Origin of the sequence: Streptomyces sp. S186 (genome assembly GCF_051603415.1) — a bacterium.
Classification (GTDB): Bacteria; Actinomycetota; Actinomycetes; order Streptomycetales; family Streptomycetaceae; genus Streptomyces.
Genome location: NZ_CP193932.1, coordinates 5,516,993 through 5,538,511, shown reverse-complemented (window position 1 = coordinate 5,538,511; position 21,519 = coordinate 5,516,993). Strand labels below are relative to the sequence as shown.

At 72.3% G+C, this 21,519-nt stretch carries 16 protein-coding genes and 2 tRNA genes; 3 read left to right on the top strand and 15 right to left on the bottom strand.

Annotated elements, in window-relative coordinates:
• The first annotated feature begins 159 nt into the window (after positions 1-159).
• Complete coding sequence (locus ACRAS8_RS23775) at positions 160-918, top strand: hypothetical protein (RefSeq protein WP_438488018.1); 759 nt, start codon at positions 160-162, stop codon at positions 916-918.
• An 84-nt stretch (positions 919-1,002) separates the two neighbouring features.
• Here ACRAS8_RS23775 and holA read toward each other — a convergent pair whose 3' ends face one another.
• The gene (gene holA / locus ACRAS8_RS23770) at positions 1,003-1,986 is read right to left on the bottom strand and encodes a DNA polymerase III subunit delta (protein ID WP_438488017.1); all 984 of its coding nucleotides are present in this window, start codon (positions 1,984-1,986) and stop codon (positions 1,003-1,005) included.
• A gap of 116 nt (positions 1,987-2,102) precedes the next feature.
• On the opposite strand from holA, the gene ACRAS8_RS23765 reads away from it, so the two are divergent.
• Positions 2,103-2,357 carry a hypothetical protein gene (locus ACRAS8_RS23765; protein ID WP_438490580.1) on the top strand — a complete coding sequence of 85 codons (255 nt, stop codon included), beginning with the start codon at positions 2,103-2,105 and terminating at the stop codon, positions 2,355-2,357.
• Between the two features lie 67 nt (positions 2,358-2,424).
• Here the strand turns inward: ACRAS8_RS23765 and ACRAS8_RS23760 are convergent, their stop codons facing one another.
• The 8 genes from ACRAS8_RS23760 to ACRAS8_RS23725 all read right to left on the bottom strand — a co-directional run bounded on the left by ACRAS8_RS23760 (position 2,425) and on the right by ACRAS8_RS23725 (position 15,220).
• The gene (locus ACRAS8_RS23760) at positions 2,425-3,198 is read right to left on the bottom strand and encodes an arylamine N-acetyltransferase family protein (protein ID WP_438488016.1); all 774 of its coding nucleotides are present in this window, start codon (positions 3,196-3,198) and stop codon (positions 2,425-2,427) included.
• A gap of 35 nt (positions 3,199-3,233) precedes the next feature.
• Positions 3,234-5,999 (bottom strand): ComEC/Rec2 family competence protein, encoded by a 2,766-nt coding sequence (locus tag ACRAS8_RS23755; RefSeq protein ID WP_438490579.1) that lies wholly within the window; start codon positions 5,997-5,999, stop codon positions 3,234-3,236.
• 101 nt (positions 6,000-6,100) lie between these two features.
• Positions 6,101-6,565, bottom strand: coding sequence for a helix-hairpin-helix domain-containing protein (locus ACRAS8_RS23750; protein WP_438490578.1), 465 nt, complete (start codon positions 6,563-6,565; stop codon positions 6,101-6,103).
• A 956-nt stretch (positions 6,566-7,521) separates the two neighbouring features.
• Positions 7,522-8,367, bottom strand: a complete 846-nt coding sequence (locus ACRAS8_RS23745; protein ID WP_438488015.1) for a DegV family protein — start codon at positions 8,365-8,367, stop codon at positions 7,522-7,524.
• A 203-nt stretch (positions 8,368-8,570) separates the two neighbouring features.
• Positions 8,571-9,383 carry a hypothetical protein gene (locus tag ACRAS8_RS23740; RefSeq protein WP_438488014.1) on the bottom strand — a complete coding sequence of 271 codons (813 nt, stop codon included), beginning with the start codon at positions 9,381-9,383 and terminating at the stop codon, positions 8,571-8,573.
• 242 nt (positions 9,384-9,625) lie between these two features.
• On the bottom strand, positions 9,626-12,523 hold the full coding sequence (locus tag ACRAS8_RS23735; protein ID WP_438488013.1) for a leucine--tRNA ligase: 2,898 nt from the start codon (positions 12,521-12,523) through the stop codon (positions 9,626-9,628).
• A gap of 323 nt (positions 12,524-12,846) precedes the next feature.
• A complete protein-coding gene (locus ACRAS8_RS23730) occupies positions 12,847-14,805 on the bottom strand; it encodes a S53 family peptidase (protein ID WP_438488012.1) in 1,959 nt (652 codons plus the stop codon).
• Positions 14,806-15,147: 342 nt separating this feature from the next.
• Positions 15,148-15,220: transfer RNA gene (locus tag ACRAS8_RS23725), tRNA-Ala, on the bottom strand.
• A 214-nt stretch (positions 15,221-15,434) separates the two neighbouring features.
• Between ACRAS8_RS23725 and ACRAS8_RS23720 the strand changes: the two genes are divergently transcribed.
• Complete coding sequence (locus ACRAS8_RS23720) at positions 15,435-16,814, top strand: glycosyltransferase 87 family protein (protein ID WP_438488011.1); 1,380 nt, start codon at positions 15,435-15,437, stop codon at positions 16,812-16,814.
• Positions 16,815-17,170: 356 nt separating this feature from the next.
• Here the strand turns inward: ACRAS8_RS23720 and ACRAS8_RS23715 are convergent, their stop codons facing one another.
• The 6 genes from ACRAS8_RS23715 to ACRAS8_RS23690 all read right to left on the bottom strand — a co-directional run bounded on the left by ACRAS8_RS23715 (position 17,171) and on the right by ACRAS8_RS23690 (position 21,517).
• Positions 17,171-17,404, bottom strand: a complete 234-nt coding sequence (locus ACRAS8_RS23715) for a hypothetical protein (protein ID WP_438488010.1) — start codon at positions 17,402-17,404, stop codon at positions 17,171-17,173.
• 3 nt (positions 17,405-17,407) lie between these two features.
• Complete coding sequence (locus tag ACRAS8_RS23710; protein ID WP_438488009.1) at positions 17,408-17,584, bottom strand: hypothetical protein; 177 nt, start codon at positions 17,582-17,584, stop codon at positions 17,408-17,410.
• Between the two features lie 640 nt (positions 17,585-18,224).
• Positions 18,225-18,297: transfer RNA gene (locus ACRAS8_RS23705), tRNA-Ala, on the bottom strand.
• A 115-nt stretch (positions 18,298-18,412) separates the two neighbouring features.
• Positions 18,413-19,066 carry a histidine phosphatase family protein gene (locus ACRAS8_RS23700; protein ID WP_438490577.1) on the bottom strand — a complete coding sequence of 218 codons (654 nt, stop codon included), beginning with the start codon at positions 19,064-19,066 and terminating at the stop codon, positions 18,413-18,415.
• On the bottom strand, positions 19,063-19,497 hold the full coding sequence (gene rsfS, locus ACRAS8_RS23695) for a ribosome silencing factor (protein ID WP_438488008.1): 435 nt from the start codon (positions 19,495-19,497) through the stop codon (positions 19,063-19,065). Before rsfS ends, ACRAS8_RS23700 begins: the two co-directional genes overlap by 4 nt.
• Before the next feature lie 184 nt (positions 19,498-19,681).
• On the bottom strand, positions 19,682-21,517 hold the full coding sequence (locus ACRAS8_RS23690) for a LytR C-terminal domain-containing protein (protein ID WP_438488007.1): 1,836 nt from the start codon (positions 21,515-21,517) through the stop codon (positions 19,682-19,684).
• Positions 21,518-21,519: the final 2 nt, after the last annotated feature.

Below are 21,519 nucleotides of genomic sequence, written 5' to 3'. Positions count from 1 at the left end.
GCTCCACCTTCAGCTCCGCCCTCGATGCCTTACCGGCAGAATCCGTATGCCCAGGGGCCGGGCGGGTACGGTTATCCGCTGCCGGGCGCCCAGGGTGGCGTAACGGGAGCACCCGGGGCACCCGGAGTGTCGGGCACACCGAGAACACCGAGAGCACCGGTGGCACCTAGCGCGGCCTACCGGGCACCGCTCCGCGGCCCCCTCGGCGGCGCACCCGGTGGAGCGGGCGGGCGGGGCGTCTCCGGTTGGCTGTGGGCCGTCGGCGGCGCGGTGGCGGCCGCCGCGATCGGGGCGTCCGTGATGTTCGCCACCGGCGCCTTCTCCTCGGAGCCCGGCCCCGACCTCAAGGGCTACGCGTTCCGGGACGACCTGTGCGCCGCGACCTCCCTGACGCCGTTCGCGAACGCCCACTACAGGGCGAAGCCGAGTGCGGGTTCGGGTTCGGGTTCGTCGGGGGCGTCGTCCCCGCCCAACCCGCAGCACAGCGGTTCGCGGATGAACTCCATGGACTCGATGTGGTGCAACATCTCTCTCACCGCCGACCACGCCGGCGCCGGCGACTACTCCTCGACCTGGCTCTACAACTCCGTCACCCTGCACAAGAAGACCGACCCGGGACCGGAGTTCGCCGATGTGTACCGCGCGTACGAGAAACAGCAGACCACCGTCTCGTACAAGGTCGAGCCCGTCACCGGCCTCGGCGACGAGGCGTACCTCGTGACCCGCAACGATCCCTCCGGCGGCGGCAAGAGCACGTATGTCGTCCTCGCCGTCCGGGACGGCTGGCTGACGTACCAGTCGACGTGGTCCGGCTATGCGGCGAGCAGCGGCGGCACCGCGAAGCCGCCGTCCTCCTCCGAGCTCGCCACGATGCTGGAAACCAGCGCGAAGGAGACCCTCAAGCGCTTGCGGGGGTGAGGGGAGGCTCGGGGGTGTCCCGGGGGGCTCGGCGGGAGGTGTCCCCGGAGCGCCCCGGGCCCTTCGCCCCCGCCGTCGGTCGTCCTACCGCGAGCGGGCCGCCCGCGCGATCGTCACCACGGCCTTCTCCAGGGCGTATTCGGGATCGTCGCCGCCGCCCTTCACCCCCGCGTCGGCCTCGGCCACCGCGCGCAGGGCCCTGGCCACGCCGTCCGCCGACCAGCCGCGCATCTGCTGCCGGACCCGGTCGATCTTCCAGGGCGGCATGCCCAGCTCGCGGGCCAGGTCGCCGGGGCGGGCCCCGCGCGGAGCGGAGGCGAGCTTGCCGATGGCGCGGACGCCCTGCGCCAGCGCGCTGGTGATCATGACGGGGGCGACCCCGGTCGCGATCGCCCAGCGCAGCGCCTCCAGCGCCTCGGCGGCCCGGCCCTCGACCGCCCGGTCGGCGACGGTGAAGCTCGACGCCTCCGCCCGGCCGGTGTAGTAGCGCGCGACCACGGCGTCGTCGATCGTGCCCTCGACGTCGGCGGCCAGCTGCGCGCATGCGGACGCCAGCTCGCGCAGATCGCTGCCGATGGCGTCCACCAGTGCCTGACAGGCTTCCGGCGTGGCGGAGCGGCCGGACGCCCGGAACTCGCCGCGGACGAAGGAGAGCCGGTCGGCCGGCTTGGTCATCTTGGGGCAGGCGATCTCGCGCGCACCTGCCTTGCGGGCCGCGTCGAGCAACCCCTTGCCCTTGGCCCCGCCGGCATGCAGCAGCACCAGGGTGATCTCCTCGGCGGGCGAGCCGAGATACGCCTTGACGTCCTTGACGGTGTCCGCGGACAGGTCCTGCGAAGCGCGCACCACCACGACCTTGCGCTCGGCGAAGAGCGAGGGGCTGGTGAGCTCGGCGAGGGTGCCGGGCTGGAGCTGATCGGGGGTGAGGTCGCGCACGTCGGTGTCCGGGTCGGCCGCCCGGGCCGCGGCCACCACCTGCTGCATCGCGCGTTCGAGCAGCAGCTCCTCCTGCCCCACCGCGATCGTCACGGGGGCGAGGGGGTCGTCGTTAGCTGTCTTCCTGGCCATCGCGTCCCAGCATCCCACGCCCCACCGACAACCCGGCCCGCCCCGAGGCCCGACCACCACCGACTGGCCACTGCCCACTGCCCGACAATGGACCGGTGAACAACAGCCATGGCCCGATGCACGACACCCACCACGGACGCCACGTCCTCGTCCTCCCCGACCGCGACGCCGCCGAGGAGGTGGCCGAGGCCCTGACCGAACGCTTCGGTGTCACCGAGGAACCCCAGCTCGTACGGGACGCCCTGGCCGGCGAGGACGACGCCGAGGACGCACAGTGGCTGGTCGTGATCGAGGACCCGGACGCCGCCTACGACGCCGCCCGCCTGGACGCCCTCGCCGCGGAACACGAGGGCTGGCGCGAGACCGAATGACCGTCCGTGTCCTTCTCCCTCCCTTGTTCCTCCCCGCGTTCCGCCCGTTGTTCCTCCCCCTTGTTCCTCACTGGCTCACGAGGACGGGCTCTCGTTCCAGCGCGATGCCGAAGTGGGTGCGGTAGGCCGGCAGGACCTCGGCCGCGTCCAGCTCGCGCTCCTCCCGGGTGCCCTCGGCGCCTGTGATCACCAGCGTGCGCCCGGAGAGCGTGACCCGGCCGGTCTCCGTGAGCCGCGAGCAGACCAGTGACCGCCGGAAATGCGACGTGGGCGACGTACGCTGCCACCAGCAACCCGCCTCGAAGTCCCGCAGCTCGCGCGGGCGTTGTTCCATGCGGTACTGCGGATCTCCGTCCCGGTAGACGTCGAGGTCGCCCTCCGGTGCTTCCACTATTCGGAAGACGCCCCCGGCATCCTTCTGGTCCGCGTCGCTGTCCAGCCTCAACGGACAGTGGCTGTTCTGTCCGAAGCCGACGTCAACCAGCCAGGGCCCGGTGGGGGTGTGCACCCGCAGCGCGAGATGGTCGTACGGAATCCCCAGCCCCTCGGGCCCGAACACGCGCGCCGACAGCAGCTCGACCTCGTAGCCCAGCGCCCGGAGCAGTGCCGCGAAAGCGCCATTGAGCTCGTAGCAGAACCCGCCCCGACGACCCCAGACGATCTTGTCCACCAGCGGCTGCTCCGCGAGGACGATCTCCTCTCCCAGGTGGATGGCGAGATTCTCGAACGGCACGGCCCGCAGATGGCTCAGTTGCAGCGCACGCAACGCCTCGACGTCCGCGACGGCCGGCCGAGCAGCGGCTATCCGTCGGAGATAGGCGTCAGCGGTGGCATCGTCCATGAGAAATGCGTCCTCTCCGTTCCTTGTCTCTTTCTTCATCCTTTGTTTCTCAATCCCTTGTTTCTCGGCGTCCGTATGGATCTCCCTGTTCCGCGGGGGTTTCGCCATTTGTGGGCCGGGCCGCACCGGCGTCGCCTTCGGGCACGCCCCGTGGATCTCCCGGGGCGCCCCCGGGAGCGGCGGCCGCCGACGACCGCGGACAGCTTGCCGGGGGTGCCGACGACCGCGATCGCGCCATCGGTGTCGGTGCGCAGCACCAGAGTGCCCCCGGCGCGCAGTGACGCGATGGTGTGCGGGGCGGGATGCCCGTATGGATTTCCGGCACCGCAGGAGATGAGGGCAAGGCGGGGCGTCAGGCGGCGCATCAACTCCGGGTCCTGGTAGGCGGAGCCATGGTGCGCCACCTTGAGGACATCGACGGCGGCCAGTTCCGGATGGGCGGCGAACAGCGCCTGTTGCGCCGGGGGTTCAAGATCCCCGAGCAGGAGGACGGTCAGCCCGCCCGTCCGAACGAGCAGGGTCACGCTGGCGTCATTGGGCCCGGAGAGCTCCCCGGCCCCGGCCGAGGGTGCCGCCGGCTGTGCGGCCGACCGCGGGGCCAACGGGGGCGCGATCGGCCAGAGGACCTCCCAGGAGAGGGGCCCCAGGTGGCGCCGTTCGCCCGGTACGGCCCGGAGGACGGGAATCCGGGCGCCGGCCGCCGCCTCCCGTACGAACTTCGCCTGGCCATAGGGCTCTTGCAACGTCGTGGTCTCGATGGCGCCGACCGACCGGCCGCGCAGTGCCCCGGGCAGGCCGTCCACGTGGTCGGCGTGAAAGTGCGTGAGCACGAGAAGCGGGATCCGGTGGATGCCCAGTACGGTCAGGCACCGGTCGATGGCGCGGGGCTCGGGCCCGGTGTCCACCACGACCGCCGTACCGTCACCGGCTGCCAGCACCAGCCCGTCCCCCTGGCCCACGTCGCAGGCCACGACCTTCCAGTCCGGCGGCGGCCAACCGGTCAGCACGCGGGTCAGCGGTGCCGGGCGGCACACCGCCAGCACCACGGCCAGCGCACACACCACACACAGCCATCGGCGGCGCAGCACCCGGCGGCCGACCGCGAGCAGCACCACAGTGGCGACGGCGAGCAGCAGCCCGCCCACCCAGCCACCGGGCCAGCCGACCTCGGCGCCCGGCAGCTCCGCCCCAGCACGGGCAACACCGGCGATCCACTCGGCCGGCCAGCCCGCGCACCAGGCCAGCACCTTGGCGACCGGCAGCGCGACCGGGGCGACGGCGAGCGCGGCGAAGCCGAGGATCGTCGCGGGGGCCACGGCCAGTTCGGCGAGCAGGTTGCAGGGCACGCCGACCAAACCCACCCGCGCGGCGAGCACCACAACGACGGGTGCGCAGACCGCCTGGGCGGCGGCCGCGGCGGCGAGCACCTCGGCGAGCCGGGGCGGTATCCGGCGGCGCTGGAGGGCGGCGCTCCAGCGCGGCGCGAGCAGGAGCAGCGCGCCGGTCGCCAGGACGGAGAGCAGGAAGCCGTAGCGCCGGGCGAGCCAGGGGTCGTAGAGGACCAGCAGCAGTACGGCGGCGGCGAGCGCGGGAAGCAGTGAGCGGCGGCGGCCGGTGCCGATGGCGAGCAGTGTGATCAGCCCGCAGGCGGCAGCCCGCAACACGCTGGGATCCGGACGGCATACGACGACGAAGCCGAGGGCGAGCACCCCGCCGATCAGCGCGGTGCCGCGCAGCGACAGTCCCAAGTGCCGTGCCAGTCCTCGGCGTTCGGCCCGGGCGGCGAGGTGTGGCGGGCCGATCAACAGGGCGAGCACGATGGTCAGGTTGCTGCCGGAGACGGCGAGCAGATGCGTCAGGTCGGTGGCGCTGAACGCCTCGTCGAGATCGGGCGGCACCCGTGACACATCACCCACCACGAGGCCGGGCAGCAGCGCGCGGGCATCCGGAGTCAGCCCGTCGGTCGCCTCGCGCAGCCCGGCCCGCAGGCTTCCGGCCAGCCGCTGAAGGGGCGACGGCGGCGCCACCTCGACCGGCGGCCCGTCGGCCGTGACCCGCAGCACCGCCGCCGTCCGGTCGGCCGCCGCCAGCGGCGGTGCGGCGCGCGCCACCACCCGGATACGGGTCGACGGCAACAACCCCCGCCAGGCGGGAGCCGGCCCACCCTGTGCCCGCCCGGCGCGTGCACCACTCGGTCCACCTCCGCCACTACTGCCGCCTTCACTGCCTGTAGTTCCTGTAGTTCCTGTAGTTCCTGTAGTGCCCGTGTTGTCTGTGGTGTCTGTGGTGCTCGTGCCTCTCCGGTCCTTCGCGCCGCCCCGCTGCTGTACGACGGCCAGCACAGGGGTGCGGACGTCGGTGACCTTCCCGTCCGGCGTGGTTACGCGCACCGCATCGGCGGTGAACAGCAGCGCCGGCGGCACCCGTTGGGACCCTCGCACCTTCGGGCGGGACAGCCGGGGGTCGTCGGTCACCTCCAGCTCCACCGTGAGCGGGGCGTAGCGCTGGGCCCAGGTCGGCAGCGGCCCGCTCCGTACGTCCGCGGCGTGCAGCGCGGCGGAGGCGGCCCCCGCCGCGGCGCAGAGCAGTACCGCCGCCAGGGCCACGAGCGCTCCCGCGCGCCGGCCGCCCGGCAAGCCACCCGTCATGGCCGCAGGCCGTGTCGACGCGTCGGGCCGCCCCGGAAGCGCTCGTGCCCACCACAGTGCGAGCGCCGCGAGCCCCAGGGCCACGGCGCAGCCCACCGCCACCGCGCCACCCGGCGCCCCCAAGGCGGCCGCGGCCGCCGCCCACGCCGCCATCGCAGGCCCGACCAGCCGCAGGTCAGCGGGGCCGTCCTGAGACATCTCGGGCGCAACGGCACGCGCGGGGGGCTCCTGGGTCTCCTCCTCTCCAGGCGACGTCATGGCGCCACCAAGGGGCGCAGATCGGCAAGCCGGCGTTCACCGATGCCGGTCACATGGCGGAGCTGGTCGACCGAGGTGAACCCGCCGTGCTGGGTGCGGTACTCGATGATGTGGCGGGCCAGCACGGGACCCACGCCGGGCAGAGCGTCGAGTTGCTGCTCCGTCGCCGAGCTGAGGCTCAGCGGTCCATTCGTCACCCCAGGCGCCCCGCTTCCGGCACCGCCGGCCCCGGCCTGTCCACTCGCGCCCGCGCCGCCCGGGCCGCCCGCGGCGCCGGCGCTCTCCACACCGACGACGATCTGTTCACCGTCGGTCAGCAGACGGGCCCGGTTCAGCCCGCGGAGATCCGTCCCGCGCAGCACCCCGCCCGCGGCCTCCAGCGCATCGGTCACCCGTGAGCCCGCCGGCAACCGGTGAATCCCGGGACGCCGGACCTTTCCCGCGACATCCACGACCACCATCCGGCCGGCGCCGCCCGTTGGTCCCCCGGCCGCCAACCCCCGGGACGGGGACTGCCCCGACGACCACGGCTGAGCCGGCGAGCGGGCACCGGGGCCGGGCACCGCAACCGGACGATCGGCGTCGGGCGCATTCACGGGCTCGGGACGCGCCGCCCAGAAGTGCTGAACGGCGAGGCCCACACCGACCACGAGCACCAGGACCAGCGCGGCCAGCGCCTTAGGAGTCGTGCCGCACCGTAACTGCACCCACAGCGGCAGCCGTTCACGTACCGCCGGCCACCAACGCCCGGGCCGTCGGGCGCCCGGCGGATCGTGCTCCCGGGACGGCGGCGCACGATGCGCGTACGACGGTTCCGCCCCCGCCCGCGTCTCCGGTCGCCCACGACCATCGCCGGGCCCACGCGCCCCCGGACCGACGCCCGCACCGGTACCACTTGCCCTGCCTGCGTCTCCTTCCCTACCTGTGTCTCCCTCCCTAACCGCGTGCTGCCCCGCCTCCTCCGTGCCCTCCCGCTGATCGGTGCCAAAGATCACCGCGGCTCGCGCCCGCATCCGTTCGCGTTTCCACTCCCGCAGGCGCTCGCGTTCCCGCCGTCCCCAACCCACAGGCGGTACGACGGCGGGCGGGGAGAGAGCGGGAGGGAGGGACGGTCCGGCCGGTGACTCCGGCGCGGAAACGGACAGCGAAACTGACGTTGAATCCGGCAAGGAAGCCGTTCGATACCTGCTCATGGCTCGACGGTAGGCACCTCGCGCGGATCTCGCCGATCCGCGTCAAATCCCGTGGATAAGTGGGGAGTTGTGGATAACTCCGTCACCCACACGGGCCTCCGGAGGCATGCCAGGTCGCAACGTGACCACCCGTCACCCCCGGTGTCCCGCCGGCTCCCGGCACCACAGCCGCCCCACATCCGCCGCCAGCCACAGCACACCGCCGACCGCCGACCGCGACATCCTCACCGCGGCGAGACCACGGCCCCCAGCAGCCCCGGCCCCGTGTGAGCGCCAATCACCGCGCCGACCTCGCTCACATGCAGCTCGTTCAGCCCCGGCACCCGCTCCCGGAGCCGTTCGGCCAACGCGTCCGCCCGCTCCGCCGCCGCGAGATGGTGGACCGCGATGTCGACCTGGCTCTCCCCCGCCCGCTCCGCCGCGATCTCCTCCAGGCGCGCGATGGCCTTGGAGGCCGTACGGACCTTCTCCAGCAGTTCGATGCGCCCGTCGGCGAGTTGAAGGAGCGGCTTGACGGCGAGCGCCGAGCCGAGCAGCGCCTGCGCAGCGCCGATCCGGCCGCCGCGCCGCAGGTAGTCGAGGGTGTCGACATAGAAGTAGGCGGAGGTGCCCGAGGCACGCTTCTCCGCCGCGGCCACCGCGTCGTCCGCGTCCCCGCCGGCCTCCACCGCCTCCGCGGCGGCAAGGGCACAGAACCCGAGGGCCATCGCGACCATCCCGGTGTCCACGACCCGTACCGGTACCGGCGCGTCCTTCGCCGCCAGCACCGCCGCGTCATAGGTGCCGGAGAACTCCGAGGAGAGGTGCAGGGAAACGATGCCGCTCGCACCGGACTCGGCGATGGCGCGATAGGTGTCCGCGAACACGGCGGGGCTCGGTCGCGACGTCGTCACGGGTCGACGCTTCTGGAGCGCCTGGGCGACGGATCTCGCGGAGATCTCGGTGCCCTCTTCCAGGGCCTGGTCCCCCAGGACGACGGTCAGCGGTACGGCCGTGATGCGGTGGCGTTCGACAGCCGCCCGCGGCAGGTAGGCCGTGGAATCGGTGACGATCGCGACATGGCGGGACATGACTGGGAGGTTATCCGGGGACGCAGGCGCTCGACAGTGCGGGCCCCTGCCGGGATCTTCCCGGTTTCACCAAGGCTACGCCAAGTCCGCCCAGGTCACGGCCTGTCGGGGAGCGGTCGAACGGGAGGCGCGGAGATCCCATAGGGGATCCCATAGCGGTTCCGGGACCCGGATTGCGCATCACCCCCGCCCCGGAAAGCGCCCTACCCCGCTATGCCCTCACCCTTGCCGCTCCGCCGGCGGGACATGTCCCGTTGTGGGGACTTCTCCCACGGGTACGTCGGCTGGGTACGCGCGTCCCGGGCGGTGATCGCAGGCGCCTCTTCCCCAACCGGCCCCCACACGAAGCCCTTTTCCCCCGAGCCCGAAGCGGAGGCCGAACCCGCACCGGAGCCCGAGCCGGCACCGGAGAACGCCCCCGTACCGGCGCCGCCACCGTCGCCCGCCCCCGAACCGGACCGCCCCTCCCCCGCATCCGTCCAGTGCCGCAAGGCCCCCGCCTCCATGTCGATCTGGTCGCTCAGGGCGGCCAGGTCGTCGTCGGCGAACTTGCGGGCCCGGTCGCGGGCGGCCCAGCGCAGCGATTCGGCGGAGTGGGTGACGCGCTCCAGGCGCTCCCGGAGTTCGGGGAGGCGGTCGGCGATGGCAGCCTTGCTGGGCTCGCGCTCCAGGCGGCGGAGGTCGTCGTCCAGCTCGCGGCCGTGCGCGCTGAGCCGTTCGAAGAGGCGGACCGCCTCGGCGAGCGAGGCGTCCTCGGAGGAGGCGCTGCGCAGGACCTCCTGAGTGGCGCGCATGGACGTGCGCAACGAGAGCCGCAGTTGCGCCAGTTCGCCGACGACTCCGGGCTGGGTGAACTGCCGCGCCCGCAGGGTGGTGTCCTCGACCGTCCGCCGGGCCTGGGCGACCTTGCGGTCCACCCCGCGCTTGGCCGCCTGGACCGCCTTGACCGTGAGGAACACCCCGGCGGCGACGAACAGCACGAAGAGCAACCCGATGACGGCGACGGCGGCTTCCATGGGCACTCCCCTGAGGTGTCGGCGGCGCCGGTTCCCGCCGGCGCCCGTCCCTCCACCGTAAACGCGTCGGGCAGGTCGCGGGTTCCAAACGAACCCCCAACCTGCCCGTAGGGGAAACCACCTATACGCGCGCGGCACACCGTCCCCGACCGCCGACACAGCCGCCAAAAGACCAGGTCAGGGGCGGCTCGTGCCGCAATGGCCACGCAAGCCGGAAAGGCCGCTCACGCCGGAACGACCGCTCACGCCGGAACGATGTTCACCAGCTTCGGTGCCCGGACGATCACCTTCCGGACGCCCGCGCCGTCCAGCGCCGCGACCACCGCGGGCTCGGCCAGCGCCGCCGCCTCCAGGTCCGCGTCGGAGATCGACGGCGCGACCTCCAGGCGGGCCTTGACCTTGCCCTTCACCTGGACGACGCAGGTCACCGTCTCGTCCACGACGTACGCCGGGTCGGCCACCGGGAAGTCCGCGTGGACGATCGTGCCGGTGTGGCCCAGCTTGCGCCACAGTTCCTCGGCGATGTGCGGCGCCAGCGGGGCGATCAGCAGCACCAGCCGCTCCGCGACGGTGCGCGGCACCGGGCCGGCCGCCTTGGTCAGGTGGTTGTTCAGCTCGGTGATCTTGGCGATGGCGGTGTTGAAGCGCAGGTTCGCCATGTCCTGGGTGACGCCGTCGATCGCCTTGTGCAGGGCCCGCAGCGTGGCCTCGTCCGGCTCGGCGTCGACGACGGTGACCTCACCGGTCGCCTCGTCGACGACGTTGCGCCACAGCCGCTGCAGCAGGCGGTACTGGCCGACGACGGCCCGGGTGTCCCAGGGCCGGGAGACGTCCAGCGGTCCCATCGCCATCTCGTACAGCCGCAGGGTGTCCGCGCCGTACTCGGCGCAGATCTCGTCCGGCGTGACGGCGTTCTTCAGGGACTTGCCCATCTTGCCCAGCAGCCGGGAGACCTTGCCGCCCTCGTAGTAGAAGACGCCGCCCTCGTGCTCCTGGACCTCGGCGGCCGGGACGGCGATACCGCGGGCGTCCCGGTAGACGTACGCCTGGATCATGCCCTGGTTGTACAGCTTGTGGAACGGCTCGGCGGACGAGATGTGCCCCAGGTCGTACAGCACCTTGGACCAGAAGCGGGCGTACAGCAGATGCAGCACGGCGTGCTCGGCGCCGCCCACGTACAGGTCGACACCGCCGTGCGGCCGGTCCTCGCCCGGGCCCATCCAGTACTGCTCGACGCCCGGGTCGACCAGCGCGTCGCCGTTGTCCGGGTCGAGGTAGCGCAGCTCGTACCAGCAGGAACCGGCCCAGTTGGGCATGGTGTTGGTCTCGCGCCGGTAGCGTCGCACCCCGCGGCCGTCGCCCAGGTCCAGCTCGACGTCGACCCAGTCCGCATTACGGGACAGCGGGGTCTCCGGCTGGGTGTCGGCGTCGTCCGGGTCGAAGGTGCGCGGCGCGTAGTCGTCGACCTCGGGGAGTTCCAGCGGCAGCATCGACTCGGGCAGCGGGTGCGCCACGCCGTCCTCGTCGTAGACGATCGGGAACGGCTCGCCCCAGTAGCGCTGGCGGCTGAACAGCCAGTCGCGCAGCCGGAAGTTGACGGTGCCCTCGCCGATGCCGTTGGCGGCCAGCCACTCGGTCATCCTCGCCTTGGCCTCGGGCACGCTCAGGCCGTCCAGCGAGATTGCGTCGCCGCTGGAGTTGACCAGCTTGGCGTCATTCGAGCCGAAGGCGTCGTCCCAGGTGGCGGTGTCGGTGCCGCGGCCGTCGGTCGGCTCGACGACGCAGCGCAGGGGCAGCTCGAAGGCGCGGGCGAAGGCGAAGTCGCGGCTGTCGTGGGCCGGGACGGCCATGATCGCGCCGGTGCCGTAGCCCATCAGGACGTAGTCGGCGATGAAGACCGGGATCCGCTCGCCGCTGACCGGGTTGGTGGCGTGGATGCCGGTGAAGACGCCGGTCTTGTCCTTGGCCTCGGCCTGCCGCTCGACGTCCGACTTGGCGGCGGCCTGCTTGCGGTAGGCGGCGACGGCCTCGGCGGGGGTGGCGTGGCCGCCGGTCCACACGTCGTGGGTGCCCGCGGGCCAGGCGGCGGGGACGATCGAGCCGGTGCCGTTGTCGGAGCCGGCGATCAGCGGGTGCTCGGGGGCCAGGACCATGTAGGTCGCGCCGAACAGGGTGTCCTGGCGGGTGGTGAAGACGGTGATCTTGTCGGAGTCGCCGACCGGGAAGTCGACGCGGGCGCCCTCGGAGCGGCCGATCCAGTTGCGCTGCTGCAGCTTGATGGCCTCCGGCCAGTCCAGCGCGTCCAGGTCGCGCAGCAGCCGGTCCCCGTAGGCGGTGATCCGCATGTTCCACTGGCGCAGCTTGGACTTGAAGACCGGGAAGTTCCCGCGCTCGGAGCGGCCCTCGGCGGTGACCTCCTCGTTGGCCAGCACCGTGCCCAGTCCGGGGCACCAGTTCACCGGGGCGTCCGAGGCGTACGCCAGGCGGTACTCGCCCAGGACGTCGGCGCGCTCGGTGCCGGACAGCTCCGCCCAGGGGCGGCCGTCGGGGGTGGGCCGGGTGCCGGCCTCGAACTGGGCGACCAGGGTGTCGATCGGCCGCGCCTTGTCCGCCTCAGGGTCGTACCAGGAGTTGAAGATCTGCAGGAAGATCCACTGGGTCCACTTGTAGTACGCCGGGTCGATGGTCTCGATCGAACGGCGCTGGTCGTGGCCCAGGCCCAGGCGGCGCAGCTGGCGCCGCATGTTGACGATGTTGGCCTCGGTGGAGACCCGCGGGTGGGTGCCGGTCTGCACGGCGTACTGCTCCGCCGGCAGGCCGAAGGCGTCGAAGCCCAGGGTGTGCAGGACGTTGTGGCCCGTCATGCGGTGGTAGCGGGCGTAGACGTCGGTGGCGATGAAGCCCAGGGGGTGCCCGACGTGCAGCCCCGCACCCGAGGGGTACGGGAACATGTCCATGACGAACTTCTTGGGACGGGCCACCGCCTCCGGGTCGCCCGCCAGCTTCCCGCTCGGGTTGGGGGCCTCGTAGGTCCCGTCCGCCTCCCAGAAGTCCTGCCAGCGTGCCTCGATGTCGGCGGCCAGCGCGGCCGTGTAGCGGTGCGGCGCTGCCACCTCGGCAGCGGAAGTCGTCTCGCTCATCGTCCTCAAAGCTCCATCGATCGTCTCTGCCTGCGGCTGCTGCGGACACGGTTTCCGCGGAAACAAAAACGCCCCTCGCTCAGGAGGGGACGCCGCGCCGATTCCGACCCGGGCGGCCACAGCGAAGGGCCCGGTCGGGACTGATCAGCGCGGCCCGCTAAGCAGAAGGCGTACGGCACACATGGCGTCAGGGTACCGCAGGGCACACAGGGCCCGCGCCCGGGATTCCCCTACGGCGCGGGCCCTGTCCCGTTATCTCCCCTCCCCTGCCGCCGCACCCATGAGGTCACGGGGGCGGCGGAGCGGCTCGGGGACGCCCTGTGTCAGGGGCGGTAGGAGCTGACGTATCCGGCCCCGGGCGAGCCGACGCCGGTGACGTCGTCGTAGCCCACGGTGGCGTGCAGCGAGCTGTCCTTGCCGAGGCTGCGCAGCGAGGTGATGGTGCCCTTTCTCGCGTCGATGCCGTTGGCGAAGTCCACCCGGACGACCGCCAGGTCACGGCCGGCACCCAGCGGGTGGTCGGTCACGTCGTGGTAGGCCGAGGTGCCGTACCGCTGGTAGATGGCCGGGTTGGCGAAGCCGATGGCGATGCCGTGCCGGGCCTCCTGGGCCAGCGCCTGGACGCCCGCGATCACCGGCGCGGCCAGGGAGGTGCCGCCGATGCGGTACTCGTCGTAGCCGAGCTTGCCGTTGGGCAGGGTCTGGGTCTGCCCGACCAGGAAGCCGGTGTTCGGGTCGGCGACGGCCGAGATGTCCGGAACGGTCCGCATGGCGCCGCCGCCGTTGGCCTTGGCCAGCGCGTCCGGGACGACACCGCGCTGGTAGAAGGGCTGCGCGACGGCCTTGCTGGTGCCGCCGCCCGCGCCCCCGTTGAAGGCGCCGGGGAAGTCGGTCCAGTCGTTGCCGTCCTTGGAGAGCACCGCCTTCTGGGTGCCCCAGCCGGTCTCCCACTGGTAGCTGTTGCCCTTGCCGACGGCCAGGGAGGTGCCGCCGACCGCGGTCACCCACGCGGAGTTCGCCGGGGTGTCCACCTGCTTGGTGCCGGTGTTGGCGACCTCGTCACCGTTGTCGCCGGAGGAGAAGTAGAAGCCGATGCCCTCGACGGCGCCGCGCTGGAAGAGCTGGTCGTAGGCGGCGGCCACGTCCGGGGTCTCGTTGGCCTCGATGTCGCCCCAGGAGTTGGAGACGATGTCGGCGAGCCGCCCGTCGACGACCTTGCCGAGCGAGTCCAGCAGGTCGTCGTCGTTGCAGGAGGCGGCACCGACGTAGACGATGTCCGCGGCGGGGGCGACCGCGTGCACGGCCTCGACGTCGAGGGTCTCCTCGCCGTACCAGCCGGCCGCCTTGCACTCGGTGATGTGCGTGTAGTCCTTGGGCAGGACCTGCGACAGCTGACCCTTGCGGTAGTGCGGGTCGCCGTTGCGGCCGGCGTAGGTGTCCGCGTCCTTGGCGATGGTCGGCGAGGCGTAGGCGTCGGTGATCGCGACGGTGACGCCCTTGCCGGTCCAGTTCTTCGCCCCGTAGGCGGCGCGCAGCTGCTTGCCGGTGTAACCCTTGACCGCGTACGGCGCCTTGCTCCCGTAGGCCGAGGGCAGGTTCTTGTCGGTCCGCGAGCCGTAGTACGTGGAGAACGGCCCGGCGTTGCGGAAGACGGGGGACGGCGGCGGCAGTTCGGCGGAGTGGTGCCGGGCCATCCGGGGCGCGTTGTCCAGGCCGGTGACCGTCAGGACCGCGTCGGAGAGGGCCGCGGGCGCGGAGGCGGTGGCCGACGGCGCGTGGTAGGTGTGGCCGTTCTTGCGGTAGTTGTGCAGGTCGGTGGCGAAGGCCCGCTCCGCGGCGGCCGCGTCGCCGGTGACCGTCACATAGCGGTCGGTGGTGCCGGTGACCGTCAGGCCGGACTTCTTCAGCCAGGCGGTCACCCTGGCTATCTGGTCCTGCGTGGCGCCGTAGCGGGTCTTGACCTGGGCGGCGCTCAGGTACTTCCCGTACGTGGCGGAGTGCGGGTCGGACACGGCCCTGGCGTAGTCCGCGAGGCCCTTGGCGTCGCGGCCGGCCAGGTAGACCCGGGCGTCGACCCGGGCACTGTCGGCGGTGGCGCCCTGGTCGGCCTGCGCGGTGGCCCACCGCGGCTTGGTGCCCTGCAGCGCGTGCCGGCCCCCGTCGTGCCCGGCGGCGTCGGCGGCCGGTGCGCCGAGCGCGAGCGCTCCGGCGACCATCGGCAGCGCCGCGGTCAAGGCCAGACCGGCGCGAACGCGCGGTGATCTGGTGCGGCTTGCTCTCATGTAACCCCCTGCTGTGGCGATGCGGTGCGCTGCGGGGTGACGCCGCGCCGGTGCGCCGGTGCGCGACACCTCATCAGCGGTGAATGCGCCGGATGTGACGCTCACGCGATTCGCCACTCTTTCGGTGAACCGTTCATGTCAGGGTCATGCGATCACCAAGAAGAGACCAAGGAAGCGCCAGGAGTGGGCGGAAGCAGTCGCGAAAGGGCCGCGCAACTCGCCGAATGTGACAGGTCGTTGACCGAATATCAGGGCAACTCCGGAAGCCCCTACGGCGGCCCGATCCCCGACAACGCACGACAGAGCGGGCCGTCCACTACGGACGACCCGCTCTGCCTTCTGTGGAGCTAAGGAGAATTGAACTCCTGACCTCCTGCATGCCATGCAGGCGCTCTACCAACTGAGCTATAGCCCCAGGTCCTGCTCCGCTGCAGTTTCCTTCCGGCTCCCCGCTGCGGCATCGCCTACATTACACGGACCCCCCGGCCTTCTGCCAAATCGCTCATCCGTCGCCCGGCCACCGCCCCGGGACGAGACCCCTCGGGCCGCGGCGCCCCCGCAGGCCCTCCGGCGGGACCCGAGGTACTGTCTGCGAGCCATGCCCGATTCGTCCAGGGGAGCCGTACGCCGTGACCGCGCTGGAGCCGGACCAGCCCATCCACCCCCGCGGCCCGCGCCCCCGCGTGGGCGTGATCCGCCGCCACCCGGTGCGCGCCGCGGCGCTGGCCTGCCTGGTCTCCTTCGCCGCCTTCTGGCTCGCGCAGCGGCTGGCGCACGTCTCGATGGTGGACCTCATGGTCTACCGCGCCGAGGGCGAGACCGCCCGCGACGGCAAGCCCCTCTACGACATGGTGGCCACCTCCGCCCGGCTGCCCAACACCTATCCGCCGTTCGCCGCGCTGCTGTTCGTCCCGCTCACCTTCTTCGGCGTCCCGGTGATGCGCACACTGGCCACGGCGGGCAACCTCGTCCTGCTCGTCGCCGTCGTCCACCTCTCCCTCCGCCTCGTAGGCCGGCCGCGGCGGGTGCCGCCGCTCGCCGCGACGCTCGCGCTGTCCGCGCTGCTGGTGTGGTGCGAGCCGGTCTGGACGACCCTGCGCTACGGCCAGATCAACCTCCTGCTCGCCGTGCTGGTGCTGTGGGACCTGACCCGCCGGGACGGCAACCGCTGGGCCGGCCTCGGCATCGGCATCGCCGCCGGCATCAAGCTGACCCCGGCGCTGTTCGCCGTCTTCCTCGCCCTGGCCGGGGCGGTCCACGCCGCCCGGCGGCTGCGCTCCGGCGCCGGATGGCGCGCCGCCTGGAATCCCTGGCTGCGGCAGGCCGCCGTCGCCACCGGCGCCTTCGGCGCCACCGTCCTCCTCTCCGCGGTCGTGCTGCCGCGCGACTCGCACCGCTTCTGGACCGAGATCGTGTTCGCCGCCGACCGGGTCGGCGAGGTGGAGATCACCGCCAACCAGTCACTGCGCGGCACCCTGGCCCGGCTGCTGCACACCCACGACCCCGGCGCCGCATGGCTCGTCCTGGCCGGGCTGGCAGCCATCGGCGGACTGGCGCTGGCCGCCGCGGCGCTGCTGCGCGGCGAGCGCGCCTGGGCGACTCTGACCTGCGCGGCCACCGCCCTGCTGATCAGCCCGATCTCCTGGTCGCACCACTGGGTGTGGGGCGTCCCCATGCTGATCCTGCTGGGCTCCGAGGCGCTGCGGCACTCCGGCACGGCGGCCCGCCGCTGGTGGGCAGTGACCGGGGCGGTGGGGCTGCTGTTCTGCTCGTTCGCGCTGTGGTGGGTGCCGCACCGCTGGCACCAGCACGAGGAACTCCACCAGAACGCCGGGCAGATGCTGCTCTCCGCGGTCTACCCGCTGGCCGGGCTCACACTGCTGGTGCTGGCCACGGCCCGGGTGCGGCGACCGGCCGGCGCGGGCGCGATATCGGAGCCCCCGATATGGCCGGAAGCCAGCCCCGAGCCCATGGCCGGCACGGCGTCCGGCCCCTCCGGCCCCTCCTGACCCTCCGGGCCTCCTCGCCCGTGATCGGCCGCGCCGACGCTCGTCCGCTGCTTGCCCGCGTCATGTCCGCCCCCGTCTCCGTCCGCATCGCTCGCCCGTCTCCGGTACGCGCTGCCACGGTCCCTCGCCGTACGCCGCCGGCCGTTCCGGCAGCGGTTCCGACGGCCTTCCCACCAGCCGTCCTGACACGTGAACGCCCCGCCGTTCCACGGGAATTCCGGACCACCGGAAGCGATCGAAAGTGTTCGCTACCGCACAGAAAATGGTCGCCACCGCCCAACTCGCCAAGGAATGCGATCGATTGGTGACGGGTCTGGTGGTCCGGTCTCGTCGGCCGGACGTCGGCCGGGCCCAACTCAGGCCGTGACGAAGGAATAGAACCGTTTCAGCGTGCAGTGCTCGTCCAGCAGCCGGCCGTAGATCGGCTCCCCGTCGAGCTCACGGTACGTCTCGATGGGGTCGCCCTTTATGACCAGGGCGCGCGCACATTCCTCGCACCAGTACTGGTAATCGGCGTCGACCGGTTCCATGTCGCGGACGATCGGGGTGCCGCTGCCGCACCAGTCGCACTTCCTGCTGTGGGCGCCCATCCATCAGCTCCAACTGTGGCCGCAGGCCGTACAGACGAAGGAAACTCCGCCGTTGTCGCCCAGCACCTGCGCGACATGGGAGGAACCGCACGAGGGGCACTGCAGAGCCGCACCCCCGGCGACGCACGCGGCAGTGGGGGCGGACAGGTCCTCGACCTCCCCAAGGATGCTCGTGGGCATCGCGATCTCTCCTCCCCTGGCGGCGCCGTCCGATTCTGCCACGGACCGCCCACGGAGTGCGTGGCCCCCACGTTGTCGGCTTTCCCGCCGTGGAGGTTGCGGTTTTCCGCCTTCGGCGGAGGGTGTTTGCAGGGGTGGGGCCCCGTTGTGTGGTGGGCGACGGGTTCGGGGCCTCCGGGGTGGGTGTTCGGACTGCTGCGCTTTACGCTCCACTTCGCTCCGCCTTTGCTCTGTTTCGAGCCCTCGGAAGCAAAGCCCGAACACCCACCCCTCCGGCCCCAAACCCTCCCGTACGCGGATGGGACCCCACCCCGGTGGAGGGAAAGGTACAAACAGGCCGGTGGGCCCACCGGTCTCGCTCACCCCCACCGGGCGGGGACGCGCGCTACGGCGCGAGGGGGCGGGCCGGAGGGGGCGGGTTTCCGGACGTAAAGCGAAGCAGTCCGGAAACCCGCCCCCGCAGGACCGACCCCGCCACCCACCACAAGGCAGGCGCCCCCGCCCAACAACCCCCCACCGCCGAAGGCGGAAGACACAGCAACCCCCACGGCGGGAAACCCCACAACGTGGGGCGCAAGCCAAGCGCAGCGGAACGGCGAAGATCCCCGCCTCCTGAGGGAGGCGGGGATCTTCCGGGCTGTGGAGCTAAGGAGAATTGAACTCCTGACCTCTTGCATGCCATGCAAGCGCTCTACCAACTGAGCTATAGCCCCTGGTCTTGTTGCGGTTCCTTCGGGGTTTCCCCCGCGTTCCCCGCGAACAAGAAGAACTTTAGCCTGCGACCTGCCCAGATGTGAAATCCGGTCCCGGCCGCACTGCCGCGGGGGCTCAGTCGTCGTCGCCGAGCACCGGCTCCGGCAGGGTGCCGGCGTTGTGCTCCAGCAGCCGCCAGCCCCGTGCGCCCTCGCCCAGCACGGACCAGCAGCAGTTCGACAGACCGCCCAGGCCCTCCCAGTGATGGGACTCCAGGCCGAGCAGCCGGCCGATGGTGGTGCGGATGGTGCCGCCGTGGCTGACGACGACCAGCGTGCCGTCGTCGGGCAGCTTGTCGGCGTGGTGCAGGACGACCGGGGCGGCGCGGTCGGCGACCTCGGTCTCCAGTTCGCCCCCGCCGCGGCGCACCGGCTCACCGCGCTTCCACGCGGTGTACTCCGCGCCGTAGCGCGCGAGGATCTCGTCGTGCGTCAGGCCCTGCCAGGCGCCGGCGTAGGTCTCTCGCAGCGCGGCGTCGTAGGAGACGTCCAGCCGCGTCAGGGCGGCCAGCTCGCCGGCCGTCGCCACGGCCCTGCGCAGGTCGGACGCGATGATGGTGTCCGGGCGCAGCGCGGCCAGCAGCCGGGCGGAGCGGCGGGCCTGGGCGAGACCGGTCTCGGTCAGCTCGATGTCGGTCGAGCCCTGGAAGCGGCGCTCCAGATTCCAGGCCGTCTGGCCGTGGCGCCACAGGACGACGCGACGGCCGCGACCGCCCTTGCTGCCGTTCAGCGCGGGCCTCCGTCCTCGTCCACCGCGGTGGTCCGGGCGTGCTCCGCGGCCTTGCCGCGGGTGGCCTTGGCCTCCTCCGGGAGGTCGATCTCCGGGCAGTCCTTCCACAGGCGCTCCAGCGCGTAGAACACCCGCTCCTCGCTGTGCTGGACGTGGACGACGATGTCGACGTAGTCGAGCAGGACCCAGCGGGCCTCGCGGTCGCCCTCGCGGCGGACGGGCTTGGCGCCGAGGTCCTTGTTGAGGCGTTCCTCGATCTCGTCGACGATCGCCTTGACCTGGCGGTCGCTGGGCGCGGAGGCCAGCAGGAAGGCGTCGGTGATCGAGAGGACGTCGCTGACGTCGTACGCGATGATGTCGTGCGCGAGCTTGTCGGCGGCTGCCAGGGCGGCGGCGTTGATGAGTTCGAGGGAGCGGTCCGTGGCGGTCACAAGCGGCTTTCCGGGTCGGTGGGGCAGCTGCCGGCCGGGACAACGGGACGCGCGGCGGGGCCGCGGCGCACCTGCGGTCCTGGGCGGCCGGAGCGGCGTCAGGTACCCCTTTAGGGTCTCACGGACCACCGACACTCCCGGCGGGGTTTTCCGCCCCGCCGGGAGGTGGCCGCATCCTGGCTGGTCAGCCCTTGTAGTCCTGGCCCAGGACGACCGCGATGTCGGCGTTGCCGGCGACCTTGCCCTGCCGGACGGCGCCCGCCGGCAGGCCCAGTGTCTTGGCGACCTCCGCGGCCTTGGCCCGCTGCGCGGCGTCCCCGAACGTCACCTGGGAGGTGGCCGCGGTGCCGCCGCTGCCGCCGTCGACGAAGGTGTAGCCGCCGTTGAGCAGCGCGACCTGGGCCTTGCCGGTGGCGGCCTTGTCGCCGGTGGCGTTGCGGACCGCGACCCGCGGGGTCACGCCCGGGGCGGTCTTCTTGACCGTGCCGCCCAGGATGTCCTTGACGACGCCGGTCGCGGTGTTCTGGGCGATGGTCCCGTCGGCCTGCACCGGGAGCACCTCGGTGTCGTACTTGCCGGTCTTCGCCAGTTCGGCCCGCTGGGCCAGCGAACTGCCCAGCTGGGCCTCGGTGAGCGGCGGGTCGAGGATCTGGAGCAGCGACTTCACGGTGGCGGTGGCGCCGTCCGCGTCGCTGGAAACCTTCTTCAGGGTGGCCTGTAGGACCTGCCCGAACCGCTCCAGCTGCTTGGTCTGGGTGTCCCCCGCGCCCTGGTAGGTGGCGTAGGCGACCGCGGCCTGGCCGTTGAGGAGCTGGCCGGCGCCCTGCTTGACGGCCGGGGTGTCACCCTTCTTGTCGCCGGGGACGGCGGTGTCGGTGTCGACGGTGATCCCGCCGACGGTCTCGACGAGGTTCTCCAGGTAGGGGGTGTCCAGCCGCCAGCTGGCCTTCAGGTCGGCGCCGAGGAGGGTGTTGAGGGACTCCCGGGTGGCGTCGGTGCCGCCGTCCTTGACGGACTTGCCGAGCGTCGTCGTGGTGCCGTCGTCCTTGCTGACGATGAGGTTGTTGGGCAGGAGGAGGGTGGTGCCCTTGTGGGTGGTCTCGTTGTCCACCAGGAGGGCGGTGGAGCTGTTCCCCGTCTTGGTGTCCCGGAGGTTCACCACGAGGACGTCGCGCTTCTGCCCGCCCGCCTCGGGGGCGGTGCCGCCGCCCGCGCCGGACAGGCCCGGCAGCTTGCCGGCCCACCACAGATAGCCGACGCCGCCGGCCACCAGGAGGGCCAGGACGACGGAGAGGGCGATCATGCGGCTGCGGCCGCGCCGCTTCGCCTCCTCGCGCCGCTCGGTGCGGCTCTCGGTGAACTTCAGCCAGTCGATGACGTCTTCGGAGTCCTCGTCCGGATCCTCGACGAACGCGAACTGCTCGGTGTGGTACTCCTCCCCCGGAAACCCGGCGGTCTTTCCGGCGCCCTTGCCGGTGCTCCTGTCGGCCCCGCCGGCCGCGGACGGCTCCTCGGGGGCGGCCGCCGGCGCGGTGGCGGTCTGCCCGGTGTGCGGCCGGCCCTCCCCGTAAGGGTCCTGTTCGTACGGCGGCTGCTGGGCCTGCTGCGGGATCCAGCCCGTCTGCTGGGACGGCTGCTGCTGGGGCTGGGCGGGCTGGGCGTACGGGTCGTACTGCTGGGGGTAGCCGGTCTGCTGCGGTACCTGCCGGCCGTAGCCGTCGTAGCCGTACTCCTGCTGCCCCTGGTACGGCTGCTGGGCCGGCGGCGTCTGGCCGCCCTGCGTCCCGTAGGGGTCATAGGGGGCGTAGGCGCCGGGCGCGCCCGGTGCGATCGGCTGCCCGTAGGGGTCGTACTGCTGCTGCTCGTACTGCTGCGCCTGGTACTGCTGCGGCGCCTCGTGGGGCACCGGCCGGCCGTACGCGTCGTAGGCGTAGCCCTGGCCCGGCTGCCCGTGCTGCGGGGCGTACGGGTCCTGGGCATACGGGTCCTGCGGCCCGTACGGATCGTGTCGGTCGCTCACCG

Bases quoted from the DNA above. Each gene is read 5' to 3' on its own strand.
- holA (WP_438488017.1), bottom strand. From the start codon at position 1,986: ATGGCCAGGAAGACAGCTAACGACGACCCCCTCGCCCCCGTGACGATC.
- ACRAS8_RS23765 (WP_438490580.1), top strand. From the start codon at position 2,103: ATGCACGACACCCACCACGGACGCCACGTCCTCGTCCTCCCCGACCGC.
- ACRAS8_RS23760 (WP_438488016.1), bottom strand. From the start codon at position 3,198: ATGGACGATGCCACCGCTGACGCCTATCTCCGACGGATAGCCGCTGCT.
- ACRAS8_RS23755 (WP_438490579.1), bottom strand. From the start codon at position 5,999: ATGGCGGCGTGGGCGGCGGCCGCGGCCGCCTTGGGGGCGCCGGGTGGC.
- ACRAS8_RS23750 (WP_438490578.1), bottom strand. From the start codon at position 6,565: ATGGTGGTCGTGGATGTCGCGGGAAAGGTCCGGCGTCCCGGGATTCAC.
- ACRAS8_RS23745 (WP_438488015.1), bottom strand. From the start codon at position 8,367: ATGTCCCGCCATGTCGCGATCGTCACCGATTCCACGGCCTACCTGCCG.
- ACRAS8_RS23740 (WP_438488014.1), bottom strand. From the start codon at position 9,383: ATGGAAGCCGCCGTCGCCGTCATCGGGTTGCTCTTCGTGCTGTTCGTC.
- ACRAS8_RS23735 (WP_438488013.1), bottom strand. From the start codon at position 12,523: ATGAGCGAGACGACTTCCGCTGCCGAGGTGGCAGCGCCGCACCGCTAC.
- ACRAS8_RS23730 (WP_438488012.1), bottom strand. From the start codon at position 14,805: ATGAGAGCAAGCCGCACCAGATCACCGCGCGTTCGCGCCGGTCTGGCC.
- ACRAS8_RS23715 (WP_438488010.1), bottom strand. From the start codon at position 17,404: ATGGGCGCCCACAGCAGGAAGTGCGACTGGTGCGGCAGCGGCACCCCG.
- ACRAS8_RS23710 (WP_438488009.1), bottom strand. From the start codon at position 17,584: ATGCCCACGAGCATCCTTGGGGAGGTCGAGGACCTGTCCGCCCCCACT.